This is a genomic window from Amycolatopsis circi (assembly GCF_003385235.1).
In the GTDB taxonomy this organism is placed as follows: domain Bacteria; phylum Actinomycetota; class Actinomycetes; order Mycobacteriales; family Pseudonocardiaceae; genus Amycolatopsis; species Amycolatopsis circi.
Map to the genome: position 1 here is coordinate 1 of NZ_PQIA01000130.1, position 22022 is coordinate 22022.

Sequence of the window (22022 nt, forward strand, 5' to 3'; positions counted from 1 at the left end):
CACCACCCGATCTGCCCACGAAACCCGCCCCCGCGAACCCCCGGCACCGATCACTTAGAGTCATTCCCGGCCCGGAAGCCCGAACCGGCCCAGGCCGCGCCACCCCGCACCAACCGACCCCGAGAGCGCAATGAATCACCTGCCGTCACCCGCAATCCACAACAGTTCTCGGTTCTCGGGGCAATTTTCGATCGATACCGTGGCTCGAAGTCGACAGTGGCGTCACAATGAATCGCTAGGAGCCGCCCGGTGAGCACCACCTCCTCCAGTCCTGCGCGCGGGAGGCTCGCCGCGGCGATGCTGCGCCGCAAACCGGTCACCGACCTGGTGTCCGAGGCGGATCACGGTCCGCTGAAGCGGTCGCTCGGGCTCAGTCAGCTGACCATGCTCAGCATCGGAGCCACGCTCGGCAGCGGGATTTTCGTGGTGCTCGGCGAGGCGGTTCCGGTGGCCGGGCCCGCCGTCGTGGTCTCGTTCGTGCTGGCCGGGATCACCGCGTTGTTCTCCGCGCTTTCCTACGCCGAGCTGGCGGGCATGATCCCGCTGTCCGGCTCCTCCTACTCCTACGCGTACGCGACGCTCGGCGAGTTGATCGCCTGGGTGTGCGGCTGGTGTTTGGTCCTGGAGTACGGCGTCTCCGTCGCGTCCGTCGCGGTCGGGTGGGGGCAGTACGTCAACGAACTGCTGCACCTGGCGTTCGGCGTCGCGTTGCCGGATGCGCTCAGCGGGCCGCCGGGTGACGGCGGGCTGGTCAACATTCCGGCGATTGTCGTGGTACTGCTGGCGATGGTGCTGTTGCTGTCCGGCGCGAAGGAGAGCGCGCGGGCCAACGCGGTCATGGTCGTGGTGAAGATCGGCACGCTGATTCTGTTCTGCGCCATCGCATTCACCGCTGTCCGCGCGCAGAACTTCACTCCGTTCCTGCCGCTCGGGCTGGCCGGGATGAGCGCGGGCGGGGCGAAATTGTTCTTCTCCTACATCGGGTTCGACGCTGCCTCCACTGCCGGCGAGGAGGCGCGCAACCCGCAGCGTGACCTGCCGCGTGCGATTTTGTTGTCGCTGGCCATCGTGACCGTGCTCTACTGCCTGGTCGCGTTCGCGGCGATCGGTGCGCTGCCCTGGCAGCAGTTCGGCGACAAGCAGGCCGCGCTGTCGCACGTGCTCACCACGATCTCGAGCAATCCGCTGTGGGCGATCCTGCTCGCGATCGGCGCGATCGTGGCGATCTCCAGCGTCGTGCTGACCGTCCTTTACGGACAGACGCGGATCCTCTTCGCCATGTCCCGCGACGGGCTCGTGCCGAAATCGCTGTCCAAGGTGCATCCGAAGTCCGGCGTGCCGCGCACCAACACGCTCGTGGTGTCCGGGTTCGTCGCGGTGCTCGCCGCCTTCATCCCGCTCGGCAAGCTCGCCGACGCCACCAGCATCGGGACGCTGTTCGCGTTCGGGCTGGTCAACATCGCGGTGCTGATCCTGCGCAAGCGCCGCCCGGAAGCCGAGCGCACCTTCCGGGTGCCGTTCTCGCCGGTCACGCCGATCCTCGGGGTGGCATGCTGTGCCTACATGATGTTCAGCCTCGACGGGGCGACCTGGATCGTGTTCGGCGCGTGGATGCTGCTCGGCCTCGTCATCTACTTCGGCTACAGCATCCGCCGCTCCCGTCTCGCGGAGGTCCGATGATCATCGCCGTCCACCAAGGACCCTACGACCGGCTGCCCGAGGCGATGGCCGCGGCGGCGGAGCGCGGCGCCGAGCTGATCGTGACCGCCGAGATGGGCACGACGGGCTACAACATCGGCGCGAAAGCCGTCGCCGAGCTGGCAGAACCGGCGAACGGGCCACGCGCGGCCGAGCTGGGCGCGTTGGCTGCTCAGCACCAGATCGGGTTGGTCTACGGCTATCCCGAGCGCGACGGCGACGCGGTGTACAACTCGGCGCAATTGCTGTCCGCGCAAGGGGAACGACTCGCGAACTACCGCAAGACCCACCTGTTCGGCGACCTCGACCGCGACCAGTTCTCCCCCGGTGACGAGCCGGTGGTGCAGGCCGACGTCAACGGCCTCCGCACCGGTCTGCTGATCTGTTACGACGTCGAGTTCCCCGAACTGGTCCGCGCGCACGCGCTCGCGGGCACGCAGGTGCTGCTCGTCCCCACGGCGTTGATGCGGCCGTACGAACGCGTTGCCGACTTGCTCATTCCGGTTCGTGCGCACGAAAGTCAGCTGTACGTCGTGTACGCGAACCGCTGCGACACCGAAGGCGAGCTGAGCTACTGCGGAGGCTCGACAGTCGCGTCGCCGGACGACGTCGTCGCGAAGGCCGGGCCGGACGAAGAACTGTTGTTCGCCGACCTCGATCCCGCTGTGGTCGCTCAGGCGCGAGCCGAAACCCCGTACCTGGCCGACCGACGGCCGTCGCTGTACCGCTCTCTCACCGAAGGACCCCGGGCATGACCTCCGCAGTTCCCGCCGCGATCCACGCCGAGGAACCGGCCGGCCGGCCGATCACGATGTTCGGCCCCGATTTCCCGTTCGCCTACGACGACTACCTCGCGCATCCGGCCGGGCTCGGCACGGTGCCGGAGCAGGTGCACGGCACCGAGGTCGCGGTGATCGGCGGCGGCCTCTCCGGCCTCGTGGCCGCCTACGAGCTGATGAAGCTCGGGCTGCGGCCCGTCGTGTACGAGATCGACGGGCTCGGCGGACGGCTGCGCACGCACCACTTCCCCGGCCTGCCCGACGACGTGGTCGCCGAGATGGGCGCGATGCGGTTCCCGCCGTCGTCGACGTCGCTGTTCCACTACCTCGACAAGGCCGGGCTGGAAACGACGCCGTTCCCGAACCCGCTTTCGCCCGCCACGCCGAGCACAGTCGTCGATCTCAAAGGCCGCAGCTATTACGCGCGCACGCCCGAAGATCTGCCCGATGTATACGGCGAAGTGGCGCAGGCGTGGCAGCGCACGCTCGATGAGCACGCGTCGTTCGCCGAGATGCAGACCGCGATCCGCAATCGCGACGCCGCGACGGTCAAAAAGATCTGGAACGAGCTGGTGCCCCGGCTCGACAACCAGACCTTCTACGGATTCCTGTGCGATTCCCCGGCCTTTTCCTCGTTTCAGCATCGCGAGATCTTCGGGCAGGTCGGATTCGGCACCGGCGGCTGGGACACCGACTTCCCGAACTCGATTCTCGAAATCCTCCGAGTGGTCTATACCGGCGCGGACGACGAGCACCGCAGTATCGTCGGCGGCAGCGGACAGCTCCCGAAGCGGCTGTGGGAGCACGTCCCGGACAAGCTCGCGCACTGGCCGTCCGGCACGAATCTCGCTTCCCTGCACGAAAACGGCCAGCCGCGACCAGGCGTCACGCGGCTGCACCGCACCGCGCCGAACAACATCACGGTCACCGACGCGTCCGGCCACATCCGCACGTTCCCGGCAGCGGTGTTCACCGCGCAGAGCTGGATGCTGCTGTCGAAGATCGAATGCGACGAGGCGTTGTTCCCGATCGACCACTGGACCGCCATCGAACGCACCCACTATATGGCTTCCTCCAAGGTGTTCGTGCCCGTCGACCGCCCGTTCTGGCTCGACCCGGACCCGGTCACCGGCCGCGACACGATGAGCATGACGCTGACCGACCGGATGCCGCGCGGCACTTACCTTCTCGGCGACGACCCGAACCGGCCCGCGGTGATCTGCCTGTCCTACACGTGGGCCGACGATTCGCTGAAGTGGCTGCCGCTCAGCGTGTCCGACCGCGTCGAGGTGATGTTGCAGTCCCTGCGCGAGATCTACCCCGGCGTCGACGTGCGGCGGCACATCGTGGGCGACCCGGTGACCGTGTCGTGGGAGGCGGAACCGCATTTCATGGGCGCGTTCAAGGCGAACCTTCCCGGCCATTACCGGTACCAGCACCGGCTTTTCACGCACTTCGTGCAGGATTCACTGCCTGAGCGCTATCGCGGTTTGTTCCTCGCGGGCGACGACATCTCGTGGACGGCGGGCTGGGCCGAGGGCGCGGTGCAGACCGCGCTCAACGCGGTGTGGGGCGTGCAGCGGCACTTCGGCGGCGCGAGCGATCCGGCGAATCCCGGCCCGGGCGACCGGTTCGGGGATCTCGCGCCGATCGAGCTTCCGGACTGAACCGGGCCGTCAACCCATACCGCGCGGTAGCAGCCGAACGTGTTTCCGCCGCGACATTCCGCCCGGTTGATCCGCCTTACTGAACCGATCATGCCAAACTGATGCCATGAGCACCGATCCGGCGCCGAAGTGGCGGCGACTCGAACCGGACGAACGCAAAGAGCAGATCTACGCCTGTGCGGCGAGACTGTTCGGCGAACGACCGTATTCGGAAGTGTCCACTTCGGACATCGCGGCCGAGGCAGGCGTGGCCCGCGGACTGATCAATCATTATTTCGGAACGAAAAGGGAGTTGTACCTCGAAATCGTTCGGCGTGCGCTAACTGTGCCGCGGATTGCGGTGCAGATTCTGCCGGACGGACCGCTGGAAGTACGCGCGGACGCCGCCATCGACTGGCTGCTCGACATGGTGCGCGGGCAGGAGAAGCTGTGGCTCGCCGCGATCGCGCCGGAGGGCATCGGCCGCGATCCGGAGGTGGACCGGATCGTCGCCGAGGCCGACCGCGCGTCGGCCGACCGCGTCCTGGAGGCGGTCGGGCTGTCCCGCGACAGCGCGCACGGCGAGGAACTGAACGCCGCGGTGCGCGCGTTCGCCGGCATGGTCAAGGCGGCGGGCAGGGAATGGCTCGTGCACCGCTCGCTGGACCGGCGCCAGGTGCACACGCTGCTCACCATGTCGCTCGTGACCGTGGTGGGACAGGTGTTCCCCGCGATCCAGCATCCGCCCCAGCACTGAACCGCCGGAAGGAGAACCCCCGGCACCACGAGGGGGGAGGAAAGTGCCGGGGGCCCCTTCCGGAGGCATGGCCCCCGGTAACTGTCCACGCTACGCCGGGAAGGCGTCGAATCGGTGTCGGTCGGCGCAGCGGCGCCCCGACTTTTCACCATCACCACGCGGACGGCCCAGTGCGAATGCTCATGCGGAGCAATTTCGCGAATTTCACCCGTTCAGCTGGGCCAATCTGCAGGTGAGGCCGTCGAGGCACCGGCGGATCGCGAAGTCGAACAGTCGCGGATGGTAACCGGCCGCCGCCTCGGGGTCGGTGAGCAGCGCGTGCATCGCGGTGCCGTGCGCGGCCATTCCGGGCAGGTCCTCGCGGTCGCGATAGGAGGCGTACTCCTCGGTGTTGTCCAGGCGCAACGCGAGGCTGCAGTCGCGGTCGTCCTCCAGCGCGACGTACTGGCACGCGGTGGTCGTGAGGATGGTGTAGGCGAGCGGGCTCTCGTCGCCGAAGCCCGCGTCCAGCAGGATCCGCACGCCGCGGTCCACCGTGGGCGTGGCCGCGGCCACCGACGGGCCGAACGAGGCCATCCGGCGTGCCGTGCCCGGATGCTTGCGCAGCAGTTCGCGCAGGCCGGTCAGGAGTTCGACGAACCACTCCTGCCACTCCAGCGCGTCATCGGGCAGCCGCAGCTGGCCGACGACCCGGTCGAGCACCGCGCACACGACCGCGTCCCGGTCCCCGACGTGGTGATAGACCACCGCCGGGTACGCGCCGATCGCGGCGGCCAGCTGCCGCAGCGTCCAGTTCTCCAAACCGCGTTCGACGGTGAGCTTCACCGCCGCGTCGATCACTTTTTTCGCGGTGACCGCGGGCAGCCCGGCGGCCGAACGGGACCGGGCGCGCTGTCCGGCACGCGGAGTCGGCATGCCGTGCACCGTAACCGGGAACCGGCCGGCTCGGCCACACGCGGTTCCACGCTGCGGCATGATCGGGGGATGCCACGCGCACAGGCCAACGGCCTCGAACTCGAGTACGACACGTTCGGCGATCCGGCCGCCCCGCCGCTCGTCCTGGTGATGGGGCTCGGCGCTCAGATGATCACCTGGGAAGAGGGCTTCTGCGAGCTGCTCGCGAGCCAGGGTTTCCACGTCGTGCGCTTCGACAATCGCGACGCGGGCCTGTCGACCTGGTTCGACGAGCTGGGTGCGCCGGACCTCGCCGGGATCATCGCGGGCACCGCCCCGGCGCCGTACCTGCTGTCCGACCTCGCGAACGACACCGTCGGGCTCTTCGACGCGCTCGGTTTCGCCAAGGCGCACGTCGTCGGCGCTTCGATGGGCGGGATGGTCGCGCAGCAGCTCGCGATCGACCACCCAGACCGAATGCTGAGCCTGACGTCGATCATGTCGACGACCGGCGACCGGTCGGTCGGCCAGGTCTCGCCCGCCGCCCTGGCGACGCTCACCGGCGCGGTGCCGGAAACGCGCGAGGAGCAGATCGAACTGAGCGTCGCGAACTACCGCGTGACAGGGTCGCCGGGCTATCCGGCTACCGAGGAATACCTGCGGCGCAAGGCAACCCGGAACTACGACCGGGGTCGGCACCCTGCCGGGATGCAGCGGCAGGCGGCCGCTGTCGTGGCGTCGGGCGACCGTACCGAACGACTGCACAACGTCCACTTGCCGACGGTCGTGCTGCACGGCGATTCCGACGTGATGATCGACGTCAGCGGCGGGAAAGCCACTGCGGCGGCGATTCCGGACTCGGAGCTGGTCATCGTTCCGGGCATGGGTCACGATCTGCCGGAGCCGTTGTGGCCGGAGATCGTGGCTGCGATCGTCCGCGCGACCGCTCGCGCCTGATCGAGGTCAAGAAGCCGTCAATAACAAGGGCCGGGGCGTACGGAACCCGTCCGCGTGCCCTGCTCTACGCGCCCGGGCGGGGTGCCATGGGGCATGCGTACTGAAGGACGGCTTGCGGGCGGGTTCGGTTTCCCGCTCGGTTGTGTGGCGGTGGTGACGGCTGCGATCGTGGCGGGTCTCTCCGGGGCCGCTGCGCATCCCGGTTATGCCGTGGCGGCCGTGGCGCTCGCGGTCGGCGCAGTGGCAGTGATCACGACGCCGCTCGCGGCGGCCGGGGTCGTGGCGGTGGGGTGGGCGGTGCTTTCCGGGTTCGCTTACGGCCGGGCCGGGGAGCTGCTTTTCATCGCGGCGACTGGGTGGGTCGCGGTGATTTTGGCTGGTGCGGCGGGGTTCGGACTTGCTCTCGGTGCCGGATGGCGCACGGTTCGGCGGGTTCGTCCAGTCTTCGCGGAGGCGGTCGTGCCGGAGCCGCGGAAGGCGGTCGAAGCTGGCCACCGCCGGGTGGCATCACTCTGAAATGGCTCGCCAAGGTGCGCGAAGGGTGCCAGGCTGACGGGGTATCACGTCGTCATCTTCGGAGGTCAGCCATGAGTGAAGCGCAACCGGCACCCAGCGACGAGGAGGGCGACGTCAAGCGGCAATTCCGCGAGGCGCTGGAGCGGAAGCAGGCCAAGGCTCGCGAGGGGGCTGCGCATGAGAATGCGGGGCAGCAGAGTCAGCATGCGCATGGGCCCGCGGCTAACAAGCGGACTTTTCGGCGTAAGAGCGGCTGATCGCCACCCCGAAGCTTGATTGTGACTACGGGCGGAGGGTGCTTGTCAAGGCGGGAAAGATGCCTTGACAAGCACCCTCCGCCCGTGTTTTGGCTTCGTATCGGGGTGCGGGGGTGGTGTGGGTGCCTCGGCTGCGGTTGGGCTAGCGCCCCAAGGTGGCATTGGGGTCGCGGCTGTCCGTGAGGGGAACCCTGAGGGACTCAGAGTCCGTGAAGGTTCCCCTCACGGACGTTTGCCTTGCTACACCGTGAGGATCGAGCGCAGGCGGCCTACGTCGGTCATCCGGCGCTCGGCCAGGCGGTCGGCGGCGGCAGCGGGGGGCACGCCGTCCGCCTTCGCCAAGTCGTACACCGCTTTCGTGGTGTCGAAGATGGCCGCCGTTTTGCGCTGGGCGCGGGCGAAGTCGAAGCCGTGCCGTTCGTCGTCCACCTGGATCACGCCGCCTGCGTTGACCAGGTAGTCGGGGGCGAACAGGATGCCGCGGTCGTCCAGCAGCTTGTCGACGCCGGGGTGTGCGAGCTGGTTGTTCGCCGCGCCGCAGACGATCTTGGCTCGCAAGGCGGCCACGGTCTCGTCGGTGAGCACGCCGCCCATCGCGCACGGGGCGAAGACGTCCAAGTCGGTGCCGATCATGGTGTCCACATCGGACACCACCTCGACGCCTGGGTATGCCGCACGAGTGCGTTCCACGGCACTGGGCGCGACATCGGTGATCACCACGTGCGCACCAGCCTCGACCAGGTGGCCGACGAGGATGTGTCCCACCTTGCCGACACCCGCCACGCCGACGCGGCGGCCGGTCAGTTCGGGGATGCCCCAGACCTGATCCGCGGAGGCACGCATCCCCTGGTATACGCCGAAAGCAGTGAGCACCGAGGAGTCGCCGGCCCCACCGTCCTCTGGCGAGCGCCCGGTGACGTGCCGGGTCTCGCGGGCGACCACGTCCATGTCGCGGACGTAGGTGCCCATGTCGCAGGCGGTGATGTAACGGCCGCCGAGCGAATCCACGAACCGGCCGAACGCGCGCAGCAGCGCTTCGGACTTGAGCGTGTTCGGGTCGCCGATGATGACGGCCTTGCCGCCGCCGAGGTCGAGGCCGGCGAGTGCGTTCTTGTACGCCATTCCCTTGGAGAGCGCGAGAACGTCGTCCAGCGCGGCGTCTTCGGTGGCGTAGGGGTAAAACCGGGTGCCGCCGAGGGACGGGCCCAAAGCGGTGGAGTAGATGCCGATGATGGCTTTCAGCCCGCTGGCCTCGTCGTGGCAGAACACGACTTGTTCATGGCCGCTGTGCCGGCCGAACACGCCTTCGGTCACGGTGGTGACTCCTTTGTCGCCCACGCGGCTTGTGGCCGCGCAAATGTGTGAACGGTGCGCGCCGGGGAACGAGGGTTGCCCGTTCACCGGTGCACACCGTCAACCTACTTCGCCGTTCTCCGGGCCACCACCCGCAGCCCGGGAGCTTCACCCCAGATCCGCGACAGCTTCCCGAAGTGTGGAAATCGCGGTCTCGAGCTGTTCATCCGACAGGTACGGCGCGGGGCCGAACCGGAGGTAATGGCCCCGGCTGTCGGTCCGCACGCCGCGCGCGGCCAGGCGTTCGCACAGCTGCCCGGCGACCGGGCTGCGCAGCGAAAGGAAGCCGCCGATGCCGTCGAGCGGGGTTTCCCGGTCGCGAGTGACGACGTCGTCGGGGAGGTCGAGGGCGTCGAAGCAGCGGGCGAGCAGGCCGACCTGATGCTGCGACACCTCGCGGAGGAACTCGGCGGTGAGTCCTTCTTCGGCGAAGAACCGCTGTACCCGCACGCCGCGGTAATGGCTAGACGGGTCGTAGGTGGCTCCGGCGAACCGGTCGCCGCCTAGTGCGTAGGCGACTTCGTCCGGGCGGCGTTCGTCGGCGAGGGCACCGAATTCCGCGTACCAGCCGGTAATCACCGGGCGCAGCTCCTGTGCGTGCGCGGGCAGCCGCAGGAAGCAGTTGCCCTCGCCGAGCTGGAGGTACTTGTAGCCGCCGCCGAGCACCCACGCGTCGGTGAGGCCGAGGTCGTGCATCGGGAATGGGACCGCGCCGATCGCGTGGTAGGCGTCGACGACCAGTTCGACCGAGCGGCTCCGGCACGTTTCAGCCAGATGCGCGAGGCCCGGCACGATCCAGGACGTCTCGAACAGCACTGCCGACGTCAGCACCGCGGCGGTGCGGCCGTCGACCTGCTCGGCGAGCCGTTCGGCCAAAGTGGCCACGGGCGCGGCGGGCACGCGGACGACCTCGACGCCCTCCTCGGCCAACCGGGTGAGCTGGCGGCGCAGGGTGTGGAATTCCCCGTCCGTGGTCACCACTCGCGGCCGCTTCCGCAGCTCGATCGCGGACAAGAAGCGCAGCACGAGTTCGTGCGTGTTCTGGCCGAGCGCGTAGTCGCCGTGCGGATCGGACAGCCACTGCCGGAACCCGTTTCGTAACTCGTCGGCCTTCGCGAACGCCCGGCCCCACTTCTCGTCCACCTCCTCCGCGGCGTCGGCGAACGCTTCGCGCAGACCCTCTTCGGCGACGTCCGGCCAGGCCTGGTGCGAATGCGCGGACAGCAGCAGCCGGTCGGCGACGTGGAACCGCGAATAGTGCGGGGCGAGTGCGTTTTCCTTGGCGCGCAAGGATTCCACAGTGGTCACAACCGGCTCCGGACGGCCCACAGGTCCGGGAACATCGGGTTGAACAGCGTGGTGCGCAGGTAGGTCGCGCCGGACGAGCCGCCGGTGCCGGTCTTGTCGCCGATCGTGCGTTCGACCATCTTCACGTGCCGGTAGCGCCATTCCTGCAGGCCCTCGTCGAGGTCGACCAGCGCCTCGGCCAGCACCGACGGGCCGCCGTCGTCCTGGTAGACCTTCAGCAGCACTTCCTGCAGTTCCGCCGACGCTTCGAGCGGACGGGTCACGTCGCGGTCGGTGGCGACCGGGTAGCCCTTTCCGGACAGATACGCCAGGAACGAGTCGAACACCGACGGCCTGCGCATCGCGTCGGCGATCCGGCTGCGCTGCTCGCCGCCTTCCGGGTAGTGCGCGAACACGCGCTCGTCGCGGCGGCCGAGCACCGCCTCCAGCTCGCGGAACTGGCCGGACTGGAAGCCGCTCGAAGCGTCGAGGCGGGCGCGGAAGCTGGTGAACTGGCTGGGCGTCATCGTCTCCAGCACGTCGATCTGCGCGACCACCACCTTCAGCACGGTGAGGATGCGGCGCAGCGTGCGGATCGAATGCGCGGTGTTGCCCGCTTCCAGGTTCTCCTGGAGGAACGCCGCCTCGTGCAGGATCTGCTTGAACCACAGCTCGTAGACCTGGTGGATCACGATGAACAGCAGTTCGTCGTGTTCGTCCGAGCGCGGGCGCTGCGCGGCCAGCACCTCGTCGAGCGCCAGGTAGGACGTGTAGCTGAGCGCGGCCTGGGTGTCGTCGGTTCCGGTCATCGGGTTCCTCATCTCGTGGACAGGGTTCGGTCGAAGTGGCGCTGAGCGGGTGGCGCCAGCGCCGAATACAGGTCGTGGAACAGCTTGACCGCGGCGGCCCGGGTCTCCGGGGCCGGGATCAGCTCGGACGGCAATTCCGGGTCCAGCGAAGGAAATTCGCGATAGGTGTGCACCAGGCGGGTGCGCACGGCGAACGCTTCCGGGTCGCTGAGGTCCTGCGGGCAGTCGCCGAATTCGGCGACGAACGCAGCGTATCGGGCGGACAGTCCGTCGAGGTCCCACGCCCGTCCGGCGAGCCGGCGCACGTCCAGCGCGGCGGACGGCGTGCCGAGCATCAGACCGGCGTGCTCGGCGACTTCGAGTTCGGCGAGCAGCGCGAGCACCTCGGCCTCGCGGTCGTGCGGGGCGAGCCAGGTGCCGTCCTGGACCGGGCCGAAACCGAGGAAGCGCAGCCTCCGCACCAGCCGTTCACGGGATTTGCGCCGGGTTTCCGGGATGTTCTGCCACAGCACGGTCCAGGTCCCGGCCGGTTCGTCGCGGCGGCCGAGGCCGAAGATCCGCCGGTCGCCGTCGTCGAGCAGGGCGACCGTGCGCGAGGTCAGCGAGTAGTGCACCAGCCGGCCTTCGCGGTGCCGGGACAGCAGGCCGCGGCGCACCAGCCGGGTCAGCGCGATCCGGGCCGCGCCGTCGGAGAACCCCAGCTCGTGCAGCAGAGCGACGAGGCCGCCGGACCACACGCGCTTGCTCTCGCGCGGGCGCACGTAGCTCCCCAGCAGCGTCATCACAAGCTCTTGGGGTGTGCGGGCGGGTTCGGTGTCGGGCACGAGGCAACTCTATACACCTCAGCCCGCTGCAGTGTAGCTTTCGGGAGTGAGCAGTTTTTCGGACCGAGTTGTCGTGGTCACCGGCGGCACGCGCGGCATCGGCGCGGCCGTCGCCGAGCGGTTCCGCAGCGCCGGCGCGACGGTGCACTCCCCCGGCCGCGCCGAGTGCGACGTGACCGACGAGGCTGCCGTCCGCGCGTACTTCGCCCAGCTCGGACCGGTCGACGTGCTGGTCAACAACGCTGGGGTGTCGTCGAGCGCGCCGCTGGCGAAGACGGGCCTCGACGATTGGCGCGGCCAGTTCGAGGTCAACGCGACCGGCGCGTTCCTGTGCACCCGCGAGGTGTTGCCGGGGATGCGCGAACGCGACTTCGGGCGAATCGTCACGGTCGCGTCGACCGCGGGCCTGGCCGGCGCGCGCTACACCTCGGGCTACACCGCGTCGAAGCACGCGGCGGTCGGCTTGATGCGGGCGGTGGCGGCAGAAGTCGCCGGTACTGGCGTCACGTCAAATGCGGTGTGCCCGTCGTTCGTCCGCACCGACATGACCGCGACGTCGGTGGCCCGGATCCGCGAACGCACCGGCCGCGACGAAGCCGACGCGGAAGCCGCGCTCGCCGCCGCCTCCCCGCTCGGCCGGCTGCTCGAACCCGGCGAAATCGCGTACGCCGTGGAGTTTTTCGCCGCCCCGGAGGCGGCCGCGATCAACGGACAGACCCTCGTACTCGACGGTGGAGGAATCCAGAAATGAGCCCGTTCCGCGCCAGTGTCCCGCTCACGAAATCGTGGGAGCACTTCGAGTTCACGGTGGACGACGGGGTCGCGACGGTGACCTTCGACCGTCCGGAAAAGCTCAACGCGCTCACCTTCGACGTCTACGCCGACCTGCGCGACCTCGTCGCCGAATTGCCGCATCGCGGCGACGTGCGAGTGCTTGTGCTCACTGGAAAGGGCCGCGGGTTCTGCTCAGGCGGCGACGTCGAGGAAATCATCGGCGAACTGCAGAAAATGGACACCGCGGAACTGCTCGAATTCACCCGGATGACCGGCGCGGTGGTGAAAGCCATGCGTGAGACGCCGATCCCGATCATCGCGGCGATCAACGGCGTCGCGGCGGGTGCCGGTTCGGTGCTCGCGCTGGCGAGCGATTTCCGGCTGCTGGCCGAATCGGCGAAGTTCGCGTTCCTGTTCACGAAAGTCGGTTTGGCGGGCGCGGACATGGGTTCGGCCTACCTGCTGCCGCGGCTGGTCGGCCTCGGCCGTGCGACGGAATTGCTGATGCTGGGCGACAAACTCCCCGCCGCGCGCGCCGAAGCGATCGGGCTGGCGAACCGGGTGGTGCCGGACGCCGAACTGGCCGACGAAGCCACCGCGCTGGCGCGACGGCTCGCGGACGGCCCGGCGCTCGCGTACTCCACCACGAAGGTGCTGCTGACCCGCGAACTCGACAGCGACCTCGGCAGCTCGATCGAGCTGGAAGCCATCACGCAAGCCCTTCTGATGACTGCCAAGGACCACAAGGAGTTCTACGCCGCCTGGTCCGCCGGTCGCAGTCCACAGTGGACCGGCCGCTGACCGCCCGCTGATTGTCCGTGAAGGACTCCTTGAGGGAATCTAAGTCCCTCAAGGAGTCCTTCACGGACAGCTGGTCAGAGGTCGGTGTAGGCGAGCGCGTTTTCTTCCAGGGAGCCGAACCACAGCCGCCCGTGGTACTCGCGGATGCCCACCAGCAGGTGGAAGCCCGGGATCTCGCCGCGCAGTTCCCGCACCACGGCACCGTCCGGGGTGACTGCGACCGCGCCCACCCGGCGTTTCGGGGCGGGCTGCACCGCGTCCGGGAGAGCGCGTACCGCGGTCCGGACCGCACGAGGCAGACGGCGCACGACGTCTAGCGCACGGACGCGCGGGCTGGCCTCGGTGATCCAGATGAGCCCGTCCGAACCGGTCGCGATGTTGTCCGGGAAGCCCGGCAGATCGTCGATCAGGACGTCTTGGTCGCCCGCGCGCGGACCGGTCAGCCAGACCCTGCTCACCCGGCAGGCACCGGTTTCGGCCACCGCCACATAGGATTCGTCCGACGGCAGCGCGACGCCGTTCGCGAACTGGAGACCGTCGGCGAGCAAGTCGATGCGACCGTCCGGGGTGCGGCGCAGGAGCCGTCCGCCGGCGGTCTGTTCGATGAGGTCGTCGCGCCAGTTGTCGATGCCGAAGCGACGCGAGGAATCCGTGAAGTAGATCGTGCCGTCGGCGGCGACCGCGGCGTTGTTGCAGAACACGAAATCCAGCCCGGCCCCGGAAGTCGCGAGGGTCGTGGTCTCGCCGCCGGCCAGCGGCATGGTCAGCAACCCGGCGCGGGCGTCGCAGATCAGCAGTTCGTCGTCGCCGTACAGCTCCAGGCCGAGCGGGCGGCCGCCGGTGTCGCCGAGCAGGTCGATCCGCCGTCCGTCCGGCGAAAGCCGCAGGATCCGGCCGTCGTCGACGCCGGTGTAGACCCGGCCCTCGGCGTCCACGACCACGTCTTCCGGACCGTGCCCGTTCACCGGGACGATCGTGACCTCACCGAACCGCACGCCGGCCTCCTACCGGTAGCTGAGCAGCCGCGCGGTCTCGCCTTCGAGATGCGGATGCTCGTTGAAGGACAACAAAGTCACGCCGCCGCGGCCGGACGTCAGCTTCGTGATGCCGGTGTTCACGGTGACGCGATTCAGCTTCAGCAGCCCAGGTCCGGGCGTGCCCAGCAAGGATCCGGCGACCGCGCCCAGCACGCCGCCGGAGGTGAACACGAGCCCGTTTTCGCCCTTGCCCAGCGAACCTGCCAGCTCCGCCAGCGCCGCAGTGCAACGGTCGAGAAAGGCGGGCCAGCTTTCCGTGCAGGGACCGGTGTCGCCGGAATCGACCCACGCGGTGAGCGCGGCATCCAGCAACCGCTGGTACTCGCGCGAATCCTGTTGCGGCGCACCGCCCGCGTGATGGCGCGCGATGTCGACGTGGTCGTATTCGTTCCAGCGTTCGTCTTCGATCACCGGCACGTCGCAGCCCAAGACCTTCAACGCGGTCGCCGCGGTGTCCCGCTGGCGGGCCAGTGTTCCCGAGCGCACCTGCGCGAACTCGACCCCGCGCCGGTTCAGCTCCGCGCCGACCAAAGCGGACTGTTCGAAACCCAGCGGCGACAACGCGTCGTAATCCGCCGCGCCGAACGACGCCTGCCCGTGCCGGATCAGGTAGATCGCACCCATTTATGCCGTCCCGTCAGGAAAACTTGCGCAGCAACCGGCCAGGAGCCAAGCGTATCGCGACACTCAGCGGCACCCAGGGCCACGAAGGCACGTACGCGCGCTTCGGCTCCGCTTCGATCGCCTTGACCAGCGCGTGCGCACCGGCTTCGGCCGACACCATCAGCGGGTTGCGCTTGGTCGAGCGCGCGGTCATCTCGGAGCTGATGTATCCGGGCCGCACGTCGGTGACCGTGATGCCGTGGCTGCTCAGCTCCAGTCGCGCGCCGTCGGCGAACGCGGAGATCCCGACCTTCGACGCGGAGTACGCGGTGAAATTCCCGGGAAAACCGCGCAACGCCATGAACGACGAGATCACCGCGAGGTGCCCGTCGTGCTGCTCGCGGAAGATGCCCGCCGCCGCCTCGATCTGGGCCACCGCGCCGACGAGGTTGGTTTCGAGGGTCTGCCGGTTGGCGTCGAACCGGCCCGCGCCGACCGGCTGTCCCTTGCCGAGCCCTGCGTTGACGATCACGCGGTCGAGCCTGCCGAGTTCCGTCCGGAATTCCTCGAACACCTCGAAGACGCGGGCGTGGTCGGTGACGTCGAGCGCCCGCGTCGCGACCGTGATGCCCGGGTACGCGGCGCGCAGCTGCGCGGCCAGGTCGTCGAGCCGTTCGGTGCGCCGGGCGCACAGCGCGAGATTGCGGCCGCGAGCGGCGAACTGCCGGGCCATTCCCTCGCCGAGACCGGAGCTGGCTCCGGTGATCAGGATGTTCTGCCGCAGGACCATGCCCGGAGCCTACCCGCTGGTAACCAACCTGGCGGTCCCGCGGCTCACCCCGCCGCCCACCTCCGCTCGGCCCGCTCCCGGCTGCCGGGAATCAGCCGGAACAGCAGCTTCGGCACTGCCCCGACGAAGTAGTAGGTCTTGCCGTCGACCTCGAGCGCGTGCTGTGCCTTGCCCGCGGGCGCTTTGCCCGCCGGTCCCAGGCTCAGTGCGAACGCGCACTTGCCGTCGAACTCCGGCGCGGCCATCTCACGCCCCCGGCTGGGGAAGGATTTCCAGCACGTCGATCGTGCCGATCTCGGCGTGCGGGTGCCCCGCGAGAAGCCCCTGCACCGCGTCCGCCGAATCGGCCTGCAGGATCGAGTACCCGCCTACCGTGCCGTCCCCGCCGGCGGTGGGCGCGCCGCCGTCCACCACCGCGTCGCCTGCTTTGGCGAACCACGCCGTCCAAGCCCGCATCCCGGCCGCCTGCTGTTCCGGCGTCGCCTGGGCCATGCGCTCCGCGGCAGACTCGTCGGCGCGGTAAAGAAGAAGGAATTTCGCCATACCGATCACCTGCGATCGAGGGAAACCGCCCCGCTGACGGGGATCGCGCTCATGGTCTGCCGCTTCGGGCGCTCGCGCAAGTCCGGCGCGGATGACCGGTGGCCCGGCCTCTGGGGGCATGCCGGGCCACCGGTTCCGGGCGCGGCCGCCGGCCGGGCGCGGGGCGCGGTCCGCGCTGCCGGGGCCGAGGCTCCGGACGCGCCGGGGGCGGCGCGTTCCGTCCTGGCCATAGAAGCGCGACCGTGCAGGTCAGGGCAATGGTTCACAGTTGCCAGTACTAGCCCGTTCGTAGGAGTGGTACGGCGGTACAACCTGGTCCGGCGGCTGCTACCGTGCCTGTGTCGGACTCGGCACGGTCGGTTACCGATGGGGGCGGTCGAGAAGGAAATGACGCAGCGACATGCGGACCACGCCAGTCCGGACACCGACGGAGGTGCCCGGACCGCGTTCGCGAGCGCGCTGCGCGCGGCGATCGGAGCCAGCGGCCTTTCCCTGGACCGGATCCAGGCTCGGCTGCGCGCCCGCGGCGCGACGGTCAGCGTCACCGCGCTCAGCTATTGGCAGTCGGGCAAACGCCAGCCGGAACGGGCCGGGTCGCTGTCGGCGGTGCGGGTGCTGGAGGAAATCCTCGACGTCCCCGACGGCGCGCTGCTCGGTTTGCTGCCCCCGCCGCGGCCGCGCGGCGCGAGCAGGCGCGACCGGGCGGGCGAGGAACCGGTCACCTTCACCCGCGAGATCCTGCAGCCGCTGCTGGACCGCGTCGGCGCGCCCGACGCGCTGGACCAGCAGCACCAGCTGAAGCTCATCGGCCTGCACGACCGCTGCGACATCGCGGCCGACGGCGGCCAGCTCGCAGTCACCTCGCGCGCGGTGTTCCAGTCCGGTGCGGACGGTCAGGACCGCTGGCTGCTGGTGTACGCACAGGGTGACGCGACGGCGGTGCCCGACTTGCAGCCGGTGCGCAACTGCCGCGTCGGACGCGCCGAAGTGGACGACGACCACGGCATCCTGGTGGCCGAATTGCTCTTCGACCGCGCGCTGGAACGCGGCGAGACGCACCTCATCGAGTACACCTTGCGCAACTCCGGGCCGCCGTACCCGCAATGCCGGGCGACGCACTACCGGGAATTCCGCCGCCCGGTCCGCGAGTACCTGCTGGAGATCCGCTTCGACCCGACCGCGGTGCCCGCCCGCTGCTGGCAGTACGCGAACGCCACCGACGAAGCACCGGCCCGCCGTCGGCTGCGCCTCGACAGCGGCAACGGGGTGCACGCGATCGCGCTGGACTTCGGGCCGGGGATTTTCGGCATCGGCTGGGGTTCGTGAATCCGGCGGCTGAGCTGCGTGAGCTGACCGTTCTGGTCGACACCGGACGGTGGCGCGAGACGGTCCTGGATTCGGTGCGTCTCGTGGTGCCGGCCGGGCGGATCACCGCGCTGCTCGGCGAATCCGGGTGCGGCAAATCGATGGTCGCGGCGGCATTGACGGGTTCGCTTCCCTCGGTTGCGCGCAGCACTGGGGAGGTGTGCGTTCGTGGCAGCGTCGGGTTGGTGCCGCAGTCCGGAGTCACGGCGTTCGCTGCGGAGCGGACCGTCGGCGCGCAACTGAGCGAGCGTCAGCAGCGCTATCGCGGCCGGAGCGTCGAGGACGCCTGCAAGGCAGCGGTCTATCCCGTGGAGACGCTGGATCTTCTTCCGCACCAGCATTCCAGCGGGCAAATCCAGCGGGCCGCGCTGGCGGCGGCGTTGCTGTCTGAACCGGACCTGCTCGTGGTGGACGAACCCAGCGCCTCCCTCGACCGCGGCACCGCCTACGAGGTGTGGGCCAGCCTCCGCGCCTATGCCGACGCCGGTGCCGCCGTGCTGACCATTACCCACGACGGCGCACTGCTGGCCGAGACCGGGTACGCCGACGCGATGGTGTTCATGCGCGACGGACGCACCATCGCCGCCGGGTCGCTCGCCGAGATCCGCGCGCTCGCAGATCCTTACCTGCTGGGCTTTTTTCAGTGACCGCGCTCAGCTCAGCTTGGTCCGCAACACCTTCCCGGTAGCGTTGCGCGGCAACTCCTCCAGGAACTCCACCTCCCGCGGCACCTTGTAGCGCGCCAAATTCGCCTTCACATACTCGCGCACACCGTCCTCGTCCAGCGTCGAGCCTTCCGTGCGCACCACAAAAGCCTTGAGCCGCTCGCCGAAATCCGGGTCCTCGACGCCGATCACCGCCGCCTCGAGGACGTCTTCTCGCTCCACCAAGAGGTTCTCCACCTCGATCGGGAACACGTTCTCGCCGCCGGAGACGATCATTTCGTCGTCGCGGCCGTCGATGAACAGCAGGCCGTCCTCGTCGAAGTGGCCGACGTCGCCGCTGGAGAGCAGGCCGTCGATGATCTCTTTGTTGCGACCGTCGGTGTAGCCGCCGAAGCTGAGCCCGCTGCCGACGAACACCCGTCCGGTCACGTGCGGCGCGGTGATCTTGGTGCCGCGTTCGTCGTACAGCGCGACGCGACAGCCGACCGGCGCGCGGCCGACCGTGCCCGGGGCACGCTTCCAGTCCTCCGGCGTGGCGACCGTCGCCACGGCGACTTCCGTGGAGCCGTACAGGTTGTGCACGACGTCGCCGAATTCCTCGTTCGCCCGGTTGCCGAGATCCGGCGACAGCGCGGACCCGGCGACGAAGATGATCCGCAGGCACGAGGTGTCGTAACGGTCGCGGACTTCCTTCGGCAGGTCGACGATCCGCTGCAGCATCGTCGGCACGAGAACGAGCGCGGTGCACCGATGCGTGGCGACGCCCTTCAACGTCGCCTCCGGGTCGAACTTCCGGCGCATAACCACTGTGCAGCCGAGCGCGAAGCTGAGGATGAACTGCGACAGCCCGGTGCCGTGGAACAGCGGCGCGCCCATATATGTCGCCTCGCCGGAGCGCAACGGGATGCGGTCCAGGAATTGAGCCGACGCCAGCGCGGACGTGTGCGGTCGCGGCGCGCCCTTGGGGGTACCGGTGGTTCCGCTGGTGAGCAGCACGAAACCGCCGGGTTTGGCGGGCGCGGGCATCGGCCGGTCGTCGGTGCTGGCGATGATCTCGGCGAGCACCGGGATCTCGTGCCCGCCCGGCTGGTCCACCCAGGCCAGGTAACGCTCTACGTCTTCGTCGATCGCGTCGAGCAGGCCGGTGAACTCCTGGTCGTAGACGAGCGCGGTGACGCCCTCGCGCTTGGCGACGTCGGCGAACTGCGGTTTGGCGAACCCGGTGTTCATCAGCAGCAACCGCGCGCCGAGCTTGCCCGAGGCGGCCATGGTGAGCACGAGCCCGCGGTGGTCGCGGCACAGCGCGGCGATCACCGAACCCGGGCCGAGGCCGCGCTGCGACCAGGCGCGGGCGAGCGCGTTGGACTGGTCGTCGAGCTGCTTGAAGGTGAGCGGGCCGAGGTCGTCGACGATCCCGACGGCCGTCGAATCGCGCCGGGCCGCGATGTGGTTCGCGCCGGCGAACGGGCCGTACTTGCGGATCGCGACGAGGGAACGCAGGCCCTCGTCGAGGCGGGGGAACGGCACCAGCCCGGCGCGGCGCATCACCTCGACGCTGCGCACGGTCTCGGTCAGCTTGCCGGCCACCTGGCCGGCCAGCTCGGCCACACTCATCCGGGCACCTCCATTGCTGCTGCGGGAGCGCCCACGCCGACGGTCTCCGTACCGCCGGTATGGGAGTTACTCGACAGTAAAGCAAGGCCCGGCCGCGCACCAGTGCCCGGCCGGGGAGGAAATCTCCGGTACCGGTGACAGACCGTCCGTGAAGGGCTCCTTGAGGGAATCTGAGTCCCTCAAGGAGTCCTTCACGGACCGCGGGGAACCGGGCCGGGGCGCCGGGTGTGCGGAAATTGTCGGTGCTGGTCCGCACAATGTGACGGTGCAGGTGATCACCGGCCGGGAGGAAGACTCCGGTTACACGATCGAGGGTCCCTCGGGGACCCTCCGCGGGCTGTCGCGCGCCGACTGGGCCGACGAGGTGCGTCGGCTGGAGGCGGTCGAGAGCCCGCGCTGGGTGCTGCCCTCGGCCGAGGAGGTCTACCCCGCGCTGGTCAAGGCCGGGGTGCGGCTGGGCCGGTGCCACGACCTGTCGCTCGCCGAGGGGCTGCTGCTCGCCTACGAGGGCCGAGAGGGTGAATCGCGCAGTTTGCGGGCGGCGTGGGCGCGGGCGAACGGGGAGGAACCGCCCGACGACGGCCCGGCCTTCGGAGAGGACGCGCAACCCACGCTGTTCTCCCCGCGCGGCCCCGGTCTGCCGCCGGGCGTCACGGTCGTTGCGGCGGCCCGGCGAGTCCTGGCTGAACAGGAGAAACGCGTCGCCGCCACCGAGGCTCCCGCGCGGATGCGGCTGCTGCTCGCCGCCGAATCCGCGAGCGCGCTCGCCGCCGCCGAGATCTCCGCGGCCGGGCTCCCCTGGCGCGCCGACCGGCACCTGCAGTTGCTGGAAGAACGCCTCGGACCACGCGTACCCGCAGGTCAACGCCCGAAAGCCCTCGTCGAGCTGGCCGCGAAAATCTCGGAGGCCCTGGGCGGACGGCCAGTCAACCCCGACTCGTCGGCCAGCGTCGTACGCGCGCTGGGCCGGGAAGGCATCGAAATCCCGGCGGCGCGGAAGTACCTGCTGCAGGACATCGACCACCCCGCCGTCGCGCCGCTGCTGGAGTACAAGGAACTGTCGCGGCTGCACTCGGCCAACGGCTGGGCCTGGCTGGACGAATGGGTCACCGACGGACGATTCCGCCCGCACTACGTGGTCGGCGGCGTGGTGTCCGGCCGCTGGGCCACCCGTGGCGGCGGGGCGCTGCAGATCCCGCGCGCGCTGCGCTCGTGCGCGTCCGCGGATCCCGGCTGGAAGCTCGTCGTCGCGGACGGTGCTCAACTGGAGCCGCGCGTCCTCACTGCTTTGTCCGGCGACCGCCGCCTGGCCGAAGTCGCCGCGGCCACCGATTTGTACGCGCGCTTGGCGGAGGCGCTGTTCTCCGGCACTCGTTATGTCCCGCTCCGCCCCGGGGACACGAGAGACGACCGTTCCCGCGCGAAGATCGCCATGCTGTCCGCGATGTACGGCGGCACCTCCGGTGAGGCCGGTCCGTTGCTTGCCTTGCTGCGCCAACGTTTCCCGGACGCGGTGTCCTATGTGGAGCATGCCGCCGCGGCGGGCGAACGGGGCGAACGAGTCCGGTCGCGGCTGGGTCGTACTTCTCCGGCACCGTCCGCCGCGTGGCGGGCCTTGACCGGCGGACTCACCGAGGACGAGGCAACGGAAACCCGCGCGCGCCGAGCGTCCCGCAGCTGGGGACGGTTCACGCGGAACTTCGTGGTGCAGGCCAGCGCGGCTGACCTGACTGCGGTTTTGCTGGCGACCCTGCGCGGACGGCTGCCTGCTCCGGCGCATCTGGTGTTCTTCCTGCACGACGAGGTGATCGTGCATACGCCTGCCGAGTTGGCGGACGAGGTCGCGGGCATCGTGGAGGAGGCGATCCAGGAATCCGCCCGGCTGGTCTTCGGCGAGGCGTGTCCGGTGCGATTTCCGATGGACGCGAAATCGGTGGATACGTACGCGGAGGCTAAGTGATCAGCTGACTCAGGTTTCCCATCAACCACATGGCGGCACCCTGGAAATCCGTTCGGGGGAACGCAGTGTTGCCGTCGGTCGCACTCGCCACGG

Annotated in this window: 23 protein-coding genes; 12 read left to right on the forward strand and 11 right to left on the reverse strand. The window is 69.4% G+C overall.

The window, feature by feature from the left end:
* Window positions 1-297 precede the first annotated feature (297 nt).
* From D0D37_RS37160 to D0D37_RS37175, 4 genes are all read left to right on the forward strand, one after another.
* Complete coding sequence (locus D0D37_RS37160; protein WP_116205265.1) at window positions 298-1680, forward strand: amino acid permease; 1383 nt, start codon at window positions 298-300, stop codon at window positions 1678-1680.
* Window positions 1677-2453, forward strand: a complete 777-nt coding sequence (locus tag D0D37_RS37165; RefSeq protein ID WP_116205266.1) for a carbon-nitrogen hydrolase family protein — start codon at window positions 1677-1679, stop codon at window positions 2451-2453. Before D0D37_RS37160 ends, D0D37_RS37165 begins: the two co-directional genes overlap by 4 nt.
* Window positions 2450-4144, forward strand: coding sequence for a flavin monoamine oxidase family protein (locus D0D37_RS37170; protein ID WP_116205267.1), 1695 nt, complete (start codon window positions 2450-2452; stop codon window positions 4142-4144). The genes D0D37_RS37165 and D0D37_RS37170 overlap by 4 nt, the downstream gene beginning before the upstream one ends.
* 106 nt (window positions 4145-4250) lie before the next feature.
* Window positions 4251-4880: a TetR/AcrR family transcriptional regulator gene (locus D0D37_RS37175; protein ID WP_037715077.1), complete on the forward strand. Its 630-nt coding sequence runs from the start codon at window positions 4251-4253 to the stop codon at window positions 4878-4880.
* Window positions 4881-5084: 204 nt separating this feature from the next.
* On the opposite strand, the gene D0D37_RS37180 is transcribed toward D0D37_RS37175, so the two are convergent.
* Window positions 5085-5795 (reverse strand): TetR/AcrR family transcriptional regulator, encoded by a 711-nt coding sequence (locus tag D0D37_RS37180; RefSeq protein WP_116205268.1) that lies wholly within the window; start codon window positions 5793-5795, stop codon window positions 5085-5087.
* Between the two features lie 69 nt (window positions 5796-5864).
* On the opposite strand from D0D37_RS37180, the gene D0D37_RS37185 reads away from it, so the two are divergent.
* The 3 genes from D0D37_RS37185 (at window position 5865) to D0D37_RS37195 (ending at window position 7504) form a co-directional block, all read left to right on the forward strand.
* Window positions 5865-6731 carry an alpha/beta fold hydrolase gene (locus D0D37_RS37185; RefSeq protein ID WP_116205269.1) on the forward strand — a complete coding sequence of 289 codons (867 nt, stop codon included), beginning with the start codon at window positions 5865-5867 and terminating at the stop codon, window positions 6729-6731.
* 93 nt (window positions 6732-6824) lie between these two features.
* On the forward strand, window positions 6825-7247 hold the full coding sequence (locus tag D0D37_RS37190) for a hypothetical protein (RefSeq protein WP_116205270.1): 423 nt from the start codon (window positions 6825-6827) through the stop codon (window positions 7245-7247).
* A 71-nt stretch (window positions 7248-7318) separates the two neighbouring features.
* Window positions 7319-7504 carry a DUF5302 domain-containing protein gene (locus tag D0D37_RS37195; RefSeq protein ID WP_116205271.1) on the forward strand — a complete coding sequence of 62 codons (186 nt, stop codon included), beginning with the start codon at window positions 7319-7321 and terminating at the stop codon, window positions 7502-7504.
* A gap of 240 nt (window positions 7505-7744) precedes the next feature.
* On the opposite strand, the gene D0D37_RS37200 is transcribed toward D0D37_RS37195, so the two are convergent.
* The 4 genes from D0D37_RS37200 to D0D37_RS37215 all read right to left on the reverse strand — a co-directional run bounded on the left by D0D37_RS37200 (window position 7745) and on the right by D0D37_RS37215 (window position 11735).
* Complete coding sequence (locus D0D37_RS37200; RefSeq protein ID WP_116205290.1) at window positions 7745-8818, reverse strand: Glu/Leu/Phe/Val dehydrogenase dimerization domain-containing protein; 1074 nt, start codon at window positions 8816-8818, stop codon at window positions 7745-7747.
* 147 nt (window positions 8819-8965) lie between these two features.
* A complete protein-coding gene (locus D0D37_RS37205) occupies window positions 8966-10165 on the reverse strand; it encodes an aminotransferase class V-fold PLP-dependent enzyme (RefSeq protein WP_116205272.1) in 1200 nt (399 codons plus the stop codon).
* Window positions 10162-10953 carry a tryptophan 2,3-dioxygenase gene (locus D0D37_RS37210; protein ID WP_116205273.1) on the reverse strand — a complete coding sequence of 264 codons (792 nt, stop codon included), beginning with the start codon at window positions 10951-10953 and terminating at the stop codon, window positions 10162-10164. The genes D0D37_RS37205 and D0D37_RS37210 overlap by 4 nt, the downstream gene beginning before the upstream one ends.
* An 8-nt stretch (window positions 10954-10961) precedes the next feature.
* Window positions 10962-11735 (reverse strand): PaaX family transcriptional regulator, encoded by a 774-nt coding sequence (locus D0D37_RS37215; RefSeq protein WP_116205274.1) that lies wholly within the window; start codon window positions 11733-11735, stop codon window positions 10962-10964.
* An 88-nt stretch (window positions 11736-11823) separates the two neighbouring features.
* Between D0D37_RS37215 and D0D37_RS37220 the strand changes: the two genes are divergently transcribed.
* Together D0D37_RS37220 and D0D37_RS37225 are read left to right on the forward strand one after the other, a co-directional pair.
* Window positions 11824-12528 (forward strand): SDR family NAD(P)-dependent oxidoreductase, encoded by a 705-nt coding sequence (locus D0D37_RS37220; protein WP_116205275.1) that lies wholly within the window; start codon window positions 11824-11826, stop codon window positions 12526-12528.
* Window positions 12525-13352, forward strand: a complete 828-nt coding sequence (locus tag D0D37_RS37225) for an enoyl-CoA hydratase family protein (RefSeq protein WP_116205276.1) — start codon at window positions 12525-12527, stop codon at window positions 13350-13352. Before D0D37_RS37220 ends, D0D37_RS37225 begins: the two co-directional genes overlap by 4 nt.
* Window positions 13353-13426: 74 nt before the next feature.
* Here D0D37_RS37225 and D0D37_RS37230 read toward each other — a convergent pair whose 3' ends face one another.
* From D0D37_RS37230 to D0D37_RS37250, 5 genes are read right to left on the reverse strand one after another with little or no spacing between them, the layout of a single operon-like run.
* Window positions 13427-14347 carry an SMP-30/gluconolactonase/LRE family protein gene (locus D0D37_RS37230; protein ID WP_116205277.1) on the reverse strand — a complete coding sequence of 307 codons (921 nt, stop codon included), beginning with the start codon at window positions 14345-14347 and terminating at the stop codon, window positions 13427-13429.
* A gap of 9 nt (window positions 14348-14356) precedes the next feature.
* Window positions 14357-15013, reverse strand: a complete 657-nt coding sequence (locus D0D37_RS37235; RefSeq protein WP_116205278.1) for a histidine phosphatase family protein — start codon at window positions 15011-15013, stop codon at window positions 14357-14359.
* 13 nt (window positions 15014-15026) lie between these two features.
* Complete coding sequence (locus D0D37_RS37240) at window positions 15027-15782, reverse strand: SDR family oxidoreductase (protein ID WP_116205279.1); 756 nt, start codon at window positions 15780-15782, stop codon at window positions 15027-15029.
* A gap of 44 nt (window positions 15783-15826) precedes the next feature.
* The gene (locus tag D0D37_RS37245; protein ID WP_116205280.1) at window positions 15827-16027 is read right to left on the reverse strand and encodes a hypothetical protein; all 201 of its coding nucleotides are present in this window, start codon (window positions 16025-16027) and stop codon (window positions 15827-15829) included.
* Between the two features lies 1 nt (window position 16028).
* Window positions 16029-16325, reverse strand: coding sequence for a YciI family protein (locus D0D37_RS37250; RefSeq protein ID WP_162834657.1), 297 nt, complete (start codon window positions 16323-16325; stop codon window positions 16029-16031).
* 387 nt (window positions 16326-16712) lie between these two features.
* Here D0D37_RS37250 and D0D37_RS37255 point away from each other — a divergent pair, with 387 nt between their 5' ends.
* Window positions 16713-17651 (forward strand): hypothetical protein, encoded by a 939-nt coding sequence (locus tag D0D37_RS37255; RefSeq protein WP_116205291.1) that lies wholly within the window; start codon window positions 16713-16715, stop codon window positions 17649-17651.
* On the forward strand, window positions 17648-18337 hold the full coding sequence (locus D0D37_RS37260) for an ATP-binding cassette domain-containing protein (protein ID WP_116205282.1): 690 nt from the start codon (window positions 17648-17650) through the stop codon (window positions 18335-18337). The genes D0D37_RS37255 and D0D37_RS37260 overlap by 4 nt, the downstream gene beginning before the upstream one ends.
* Window positions 18338-18343: 6 nt before the next feature.
* On the opposite strand, the gene D0D37_RS37265 is transcribed toward D0D37_RS37260, so the two are convergent.
* Window positions 18344-19969, reverse strand: a complete 1626-nt coding sequence (locus D0D37_RS37265; RefSeq protein WP_116205283.1) for an acyl-CoA synthetase — start codon at window positions 19967-19969, stop codon at window positions 18344-18346.
* A 265-nt stretch (window positions 19970-20234) separates the two neighbouring features.
* On the opposite strand from D0D37_RS37265, the gene D0D37_RS37270 reads away from it, so the two are divergent.
* Complete coding sequence (locus D0D37_RS37270) at window positions 20235-21929, forward strand: bifunctional 3'-5' exonuclease/DNA polymerase (RefSeq protein ID WP_116205292.1); 1695 nt, start codon at window positions 20235-20237, stop codon at window positions 21927-21929.
* The last annotated feature ends 93 nt before the right edge of the window (window positions 21930-22022 follow it).